This is a genomic window from Saccharothrix sp. NRRL B-16314, from assembly GCF_000716595.1.
Classification (GTDB): domain Bacteria; phylum Actinomycetota; class Actinomycetes; order Mycobacteriales; family Pseudonocardiaceae; genus Actinosynnema.
In genome coordinates, this window is sequence record NZ_JNXC01000032.1 from 55,385 (window position 1) to 63,193 (window position 7,809).

The window sequence follows — 7,809 nt, forward strand, 5'->3', positions numbered from 1 at the left end:
TCCGACGTTTGAACCCTTCGCGCAATGGGTACGCGCGCCCTTCGGCCAGAAAGGCACCTCACGCGATGACGCACGCCCACAGTCTGCCGGAAATGATCGCCGCGCAGGCGCTGCGCACTCCCGGAGCGCCCGCGGTCATGTCCGCCGAGGAAGTGGTGAGCTACCGGGAACTCGACCACCGGGCGAACCGGCTCGCGCACCTGCTGATCGCGCGGGGCGCACGCCGGGAACGGGTGGTGGCGCTGGCGCTGCCCCGCTCGGTGGACAACGTGGTCGCGCGGCTCGCGGTGCTGAAGACCGGCGCCGCCTACCTGCCGATCGACCCGGACTACCCGGCCGACCGGATCGCGTTCATGGTCGAGGACGCGCAACCGCTGCTCGTCCTCGACGACCTGCCCGAGTCGTCGGACCAGCCCGCCACCGCGCCCGAGGTGACGATCCGGCCGGACGACCCGGCGTACGTGATCTACACGTCCGGCTCGACGGGCCGCCCCAAGGGCGTCGTGGTGCCGCACAGAGGGTTACCCGCGTTCGCCAGAGCCGAGATCGCGCACTTCGACGTGCGGCCCGGCGACCGGGTGCTCCAGTTCTCCTCCCCCAGCTTCGACGCCTCCGTGCTGGAGCTGTGCATGGCCCTGCCCGCCGGCGCGACCCTCGTCGTCCCGCCGCCCGGACCACTGCTCGGCGACCAGCTCGCCCGGGTGATCACCGACTTCGGCGTCACGCACGCCCTGATCCCGCCGGTCGCGCTGGCCACCGTGCCCGACCCGGCGCCGCCGTCGTTCCGCACGCTCGTCGTCGGCGGTGACGCCTGCCCGCCGGACCTCGTGGCGAAGTGGGTGCCCGGCCGCCGCATGATCAACGCCTACGGCCCGACCGAGTCCACCGTGGTCACGTCATGGAGTGAGGCGCTCGAACCCGGTGGCACGCCACCGATCGGCAGGCCCATCCCCGGCACCGAGGTGCGGGTGCTGGACGACGACCTGCGCCCGGTGGCCGAGGGCGAGCTGTACGTCACGGGCGTCGGCCTGGCGCGCGGCTACCTGCGCCGGCCGGGCCTCACCGCGCAGCGGTTCGTGGCCGACCCGTTCGGCCGGCCCGGCACCCGCATGTACCGCACCGGTGACGTGGTCCGGCGCCGTGACGACGGCGTGCTGGAGTTCGTCGGCCGCGCCGACCACCAGGTGAAGATCCGGGGCTTCCGGGTCGAGCCGGGCGAGGTCGAAGCGCTGCTGCGCGGGTGCCCCGGTGTCGAGCACGCCGTGGTCGTGGCCCGGGACGAGCCGAAGCGGCTGGTCGCCTACGTGGTCGGCGCCACCGCCGGTCTGCGGGACCACCTCGCGGCGCGGCTGCCGGACTACCTGGTGCCGTCGGCGTTCGTCGAGCTGGACGCGTTCCCCTTGACCCCCAACGGGAAGCTGGACCGGGCCGCGCTGCCCGCGCCGGTCGTCGGCACCGCCCCTGAGGGTCACGTCGAGCCGCGCACCCCGGCCGAACGCCGGGTCGCCGACGTGTGGTCGGACGTGCTGGGCGTGCCGCGGGTGGGTGCGCTGGACGACTTCTTCGCCCTGGGCGGCGACTCGATCCTGGCCGTGCGGGCGTTGTCCCGGCTCGGCGGGCTGCCGGTGCGGGCCATGTTCGACCACCGCACGGTCGCCGCGCTCGCCGAAGCCCTGCCGGACGGCACCGCCCGGCCCGCCGGTGAGCGGAAGGCGATCGCCCGCGTGCCCGACGGGATGCCGCTACCGCTGTCGTCGGCGCAGCGCCGCCTGTTCTCGCTGGACGGCACCGCCGAGCAGAACACCGCGGTCGGGCTGCGACTGACCGGTGCGCTGGACGTGCCCCGCTTGGCGACGGCGCTGGACGCGTTGGCGGCTCGGCACGACGCGCTGCGCACCACCTTCGACGTGCTGGGCGACGAACCGGTGCAGGTGGTCGCGCCCAAGGGCACGATCCCGCTGCGCGTGCTGCCGACCTCCGACCCGGCGGCGCTCGGCCTGGACCAGCCGTTCGACCTGCGGCGCGGGCCGCTGACCCGTGCGGTGCTCTGCCCCCTGGGGCCGGACGAGCACCTGCTGGTCCTGGTGCAGCACCACATCGTCACCGACGGCTGGTCGGTGCAGGTGCTCCTGGAAGAGCTCGCGGAGCTGTACTCGGGCGGGCAGCCGGCCGAACCCGAGGTGCAATACCCCGACTTCGCGGTCTGGGACCGGAGCAGGTCCGAGGGCGACCCGGCCTACTGGCGCGAGCGGCTGGACGGCATCGAGTCGCTGGACCTGCCCACCGACCGCCCCCGGCCGCCGCTGCGCACGACGTCCGGCGCGGTGCTGCGGCGGACCCTGCCCGCGGACCTGGTGCGGAGGCTGGCGGACGTCGGCCGCGCGCACGACGCGACCCTGTTCATGACGCTCACCGCCGCCGTGCAGGTGCTGTTGTCCGCACGCGGCCGGCAGCGCGACGTCGCGGTCGGCACGGTCAGCTCCGGCCGTGACCGCACGGACCTGGAGCGCACCGTCGGGTTCTTCGTCCGCACGCTGGTGCTGCGCTCGTGGGTCGACCCGGACCTGCCGTTCACCGGGTTCCTCGACCAGGTGCGGGACACGACCCTCGAAGCGTTCACGCACGACGACGTGCCGTTCGACCGGGTGGTGGAGGCGGTCCGGCCCGACCCGGACCCCAGCCGCACTCCCCTGGTGCAGGCCATGGTCGCGCTGCACCAGCCGCTGCTGCGCGACGCGTCGTTCGGCGACCTCGCCGCGGCCGAGTACGACTTGCCGCGCCCGGTGGCCCGGTTCGACCTGGTGGTGGAGTTCTGGCCGCGCGGCGACGACCTGGCGTTGACCGTCGAGTACAACGCGGACCTGTTCGACGCGACGACGATCGAGGCGTTGGGCGACGACCTGGACTCGTTGCTGCGCCTCGTGGTGGACGACCCGGACCGGCCGCTGCACGGCCTGGTCGAGCTGTCCTGGCCGTCCGGTGACGACGCGGTCCGCGTCCGCGGCGTCCGGGTCGACCTCGGCGAGGTGGAGGACGCGCTCCGGCGTCACCACGAGGTGACCGACGCGGCCGTGGTCGCGGTGGACCGGCGGCTGGTCGCGTACGTGACGCCCCCCGTCAACCCGGCGGCCCTGCGCGGGTTCCTCGGCCAGGTGCTGCCCGCGCACGCCGTGCCGTCGACGTTCGTCGGGCTCGACCACCTCGACCGCGACGCACTGCCGGAGCCGCCCGACGAACGCACCGAAGTCCGTTACGTGGCACCGCGAACGCCCGTGGAGGCCGTGCTGGCGACCGTGTTCGCCGACGTGCTGGGCGCGGCGCGGGTCGGTGTGCGGGACAACTTCTTCGCGCTCGGCGGCGACTCGATCCTGGGCATCCAGGTCGTCACCCGCGCCCGTCGCGCGGGCCTGGTGCTGACCTCGCGGGACATCTTCGCGCACCAGACGATCGCCGCCATCGCACCGCACGTGACCCGCGACCTGCCGCCGACCGCCGAGCAGGGCACGGTCACCGGCGCCGCGCCGCTCACCCCGATCCAGCGCTGGTACCTGGAGCACCACACCGTCCGCCCCGAGCACTTCGAGCAGTCCGTGGTGGTCGACCTCGCCGGCGCAGACCTTGCCGACGCGAACCTCACCGGCGCGGACCTTGCCGACGTGGACCTTGCCGCGCTCCGCACCGCGCTCATCGCGCTGGTCGACCACCACGACGCGCTGCGCACCCGGTTCGAGGGCGACCGCCAGGTGATCGGCCCCCGCTGCCACGTCGACCCGTTGACGCTCGACCGCTTCGACCTCACCGAGGGACCGCTGCTGCGGGCGGAAGTCCTCGACGGGCGGTCCGTGCGGCTGACCGCGCACCACCTCGTGGTCGACGGCGTCTCCTGGCGCGTGCTGGTGGAAGACCTGATGACGGCCTACCGCCAGGCCCGCGCCGGCCAGACCGTCCACATCGGACCGAAGACCACCTCGTTCCGCGACTGGGCGACCCGGCTCGCCGAGCACGCCGCCGACGGCTTCGCCGACGAACTGGACCACTGGACGACGGTGGCCGCCACCCCGACCGCCATCCCGCTCGACCGGCACGGCCCGAACACCGTCGGCTCCGAGCGCGAGGTGACGGTGCGGCTCACCGCCGACGAGACGGCCGCGCTGCTCCGCGACGTGCCCGGTGTGTACCGGACGCAGGTCAACGACGTGCTGCTGACCGCGCTCGGCCGGGTGCTGGCGGACTGGACGGGCCGCTCGCGCGTGCTGGTGGACCTGGAGGGCCACGGCCGCGAGGAGCTGTTCCCCGACGTGGACCTGTCCCGCACGGTCGGCTGGTTCACCACCGTGTTCCCGGTCGCGCTCGACGTGCCCGACAGCGGTTGGGGCACGGCGTTGAAGTCGGTGAAGGAGCAGCTGCGCGCGGTGCCCCGGCGCGGCATCGGGTACGGCGCACTGCGCCACCTCGCCCGCACCGCGCCGACCTGCGACCCGCGGATCGGCTTCAACTACCTGGGCCGGTTCGCCGAGGACCAGCGCGACCTCGTGCTGTCCGCCGACCCGGACGCGACGCGCCCCCACCTGCTGGACGTGGTGGGGCAGGTGCGCGGCGACCGGCTCGCGTTCACCTTCCACTACAGCGGGAACGCGCACGACACGGCCACGATCACCCGGCTGGCCGACGGGTTCGCCGCGGCGCTGCGCGGCATCGTCGCGCACTGCGCCGAGCCCGACGCCGGTGGTCGCACGCCGTCCGACTTCCCGCTGGCGGACCTGACCCAGGCCGAGGTGGACCGGATCACCGGCGCCGACGCCTACCCGCTCACCCCGATGCAGGCGGGCATGGTGTTCCACGGCCTGGGCGACCAGGGCGCGTACTTCCAGCAGACCACGTTCGTGGTGGACGGCGTCACCGACCCGGCCGCGTTCGCCCGCGCCTGGCAGCGGGTGGTCGACCGGACGCCCGTGCTGCGCAGCTCGGTGCTGTGGGAGGGCGTGCGCGAGCCGTTGCAGGTCGTGCACGACCACGCCCCCGTGCCGTTCACGTTCCTGGACTGGAGCGACCTGGACGAGACGGCCCGCGCCGACCGGCTGCGCACGCTGCTGGCCGAGGACCGGGCGCAAGGCCTCGACCTCGGTGTGCCGCCGTTGATGCGGGTCGCGATCGCCCGCCTCTCCCCCACCAGCGTCCAGGTGCTGTGGACGTTCCACCACGTGCTGCTGGACGGCTGGAGCGTCTTCCACGTGCTGTCCGACGTGCTCGGCCCCGGTGACCTGCCGGAACGCCGACCGTTCCGCGACTACGTCGCCTGGCTGGCCCGGCAGGGCGACCACGACGAGGCCGAGGCGCACTGGCGTCGGGTGCTCGGCACGTTCGACGCGCCGACCCCGCTGCCCGCGGACCGCCCCGCGTCGCACGGCACGTCGTCCGAACGCGTCCCGATGGCGCTCACCGAGGCCGAGTCCGGTCGGCTGTACGAGTTCGCCCGCCGGCACCGGCTCACGCCGAGCGCGATCGTGCAGGGCGCGTGGGCGTTGCTGCTGGCCCGGTCCAGCGGCAGGCGTGACGTCTGCTTCGGCGCGACCGTGTCCGGCCGCCCGGCCGACCTGCCCGGCGTGGACGCGATCACCGGCATCTTCATCAACACCCTGCCGGTCCGGGTCGAGGTCGACGGGACCGCGCCGGTGGCGGACTGGCTGCGCGCGTTGCAGGACGCGCAGGTCGACTCGCGGCGGTTCGAGCACGTGCCGCTGACCGACGTCCAAGCCTGGAGCGGGATCGAGCGCGGCGCCACCCTGTTCGACAGCGTGGTGGTGTTCGAGAACTACCCGGTCGAGTCGGCCGAGGGCCTGGGCCTGCGCGAGCTGTCCGCCATCGAGACCACCAGCTTCCCGCTCAGCGTCACCGCGTACCCGGCCGAACGGCTCGGCGTGCTGCTCGGCTACGAGCCCGCGATGTTCGAGCGGGCCACCGTCGAACGGCTGGGCGAGCGGCTGCGCAGGCTGCTCGTCGGCCTGGTCGCCGACCCGGACCGGCCGCTGGCCGACGTGCCGTGGCTGTCCGACGCGGAGATCCGGCAGGTCATCGTCGACTGGAACGGCGTGGTGGCCGACGAGCCGACCACCACGACCACCGGGCTGATCACCGAGCTGATCGCCGCGCAGGTGGCGCGCACACCCGACGCGGTGGCGGTGACGGGCGGCGGCAAGAGCCTGACCTACCGCGAGCTGGACGAGACGGCCAACCGGCTGGCGCACCACCTGGTCAGGTCGGGCGTCGGGCCGGAGTCGGTGGTGGCGTTGCGGCTCCCGCGGTCGCCGGACCTCGTGGTCGCGGTGTTGGGCGTGCTCAAGGCGGGGGCGGCCTACCTGCCCGTCGACGTCTCGTACCCGGCCGACCGGATCGCGTACATGATCGCCGACTCCGGGGCGGCGCTCGTCCTGGATGCCCTCCCGGACCTGTCCGGGCTGCCCGACGACCCACCGGAAGTGGTGCTGCGGCGGGAGAACGCCGCGTACGTGATCTACACGTCCGGGTCGACCGGCCGGCCCAAGGGCGTGGTCGTGACCCACACCGGCCTGGCGGCCTTCTCCACCGCCGAGATCGCGCACTTCGACGTGTCACCGGGCGACCGGGTGCTCCAGTTCTCCTCGCCCGCGTTCGACGCCTCGGTCCTCGAACTGTGCATGGCGCTGCCCGCCGGGGCCACCCTGGTCGTGCCACCGCCCGGACCGCTGCTCGGCCGGCACCTCGCGCGGTTCGTCACCGACTTCGAGATCACCCACGCCCTGATCCCCCCGGCGGCGCTCGCGACCCTCCCCGACGCCGAGCTCACCACGCTGCGCACTCTCGTCGTCGGCGGTGACGCCAGCTCGGCCGACCTCGTGCGCCGGTGGGCGCCCGGCCGACGGATGATCAACGCCTACGGGCCGACCGAGTCGACCGTCGTCACCTCCTGGAGCGACCCGCTCGAACCCGGCGGCGCACCACCGATCGGCCGTCCCATCCCCGGCACCGCGGTGCGCGTCCTGGACGACTCGCTCAAGCCCGTCCCGGCCGGCGTCACCGGTGAGCTGTACATCGCGGGCGCCGGCCTGGCCCGCGGGTACCTCGCCCGGCCCGGCCTGACCGCGCAGCGGTTCCTCGCCGACCCGTTCGGCGCGCCCGGCGAGCGGATGTACCGCACCGGCGACCTGGCCCGCTGGGACGACACCGGCACCCTGCACTACCTGGGCCGGGTCGACCAGCAGGTGAAGATCCGCGGGTTCCGGGTCGAGCTGGGCGAGGTGGAATCGGTCCTCGCGGCGCATCCTGGTGTCGCCCAGGTCGTTGTAGTGCCGAACGAGCACCGCCTGGTGGCGTACTTCGTGCCGGACAAGCCGACTACGGCATCGGAGCTGCGCGACCACACGGCCAGGGTCCTGCCCGACCACATGGTCCCGGCGGCGTTCGTCGCACTGGAAAGCATGCCGTTGACCGTCAGCGGCAAGCTCGACCGCGTCGCGCTTCCCGCGCCTGAGCGCGACGCGGTCACGTCCAGGGAGTACGTCGCACCCCGCACCGAGACCGAAGAGGCGATCGCCGCGATCTGGGCGGACGTGCTCGGCGTCGACGAGGTCGGCGTGGAGGACGGCTTCTTCGCACTCGGCGGCGACTCGATCCGCGGCCTGCACATCACCTCCCGGACCAAGGCGGCGTTCGGCGTCGACCTCTCCCCCCGCGACGTCCTCACCGCCCGCACCGTGTCCGCCTTGGCCGAACTCGTCGAGGAACTGGTGCTCGCGGACCTCGAAGCCCTCGTTGCCGACACGGAGGCGTGAC

At 73.8% G+C, this 7,809-nt stretch carries 1 protein-coding gene; it reads left to right on the plus strand.

Going from position 1 to position 7,809, the window contains the following annotated elements:
• Window positions 1–92 precede the first annotated feature (92 nt).
• Window positions 93–7,808: a non-ribosomal peptide synthetase gene (locus tag OQ02_RS32245; protein WP_033442423.1), complete on the plus strand. Its 7,716-nt coding sequence runs from the start codon at window positions 93–95 to the stop codon at window positions 7,806–7,808.
• Window position 7,809: the final 1 nt, after the last annotated feature.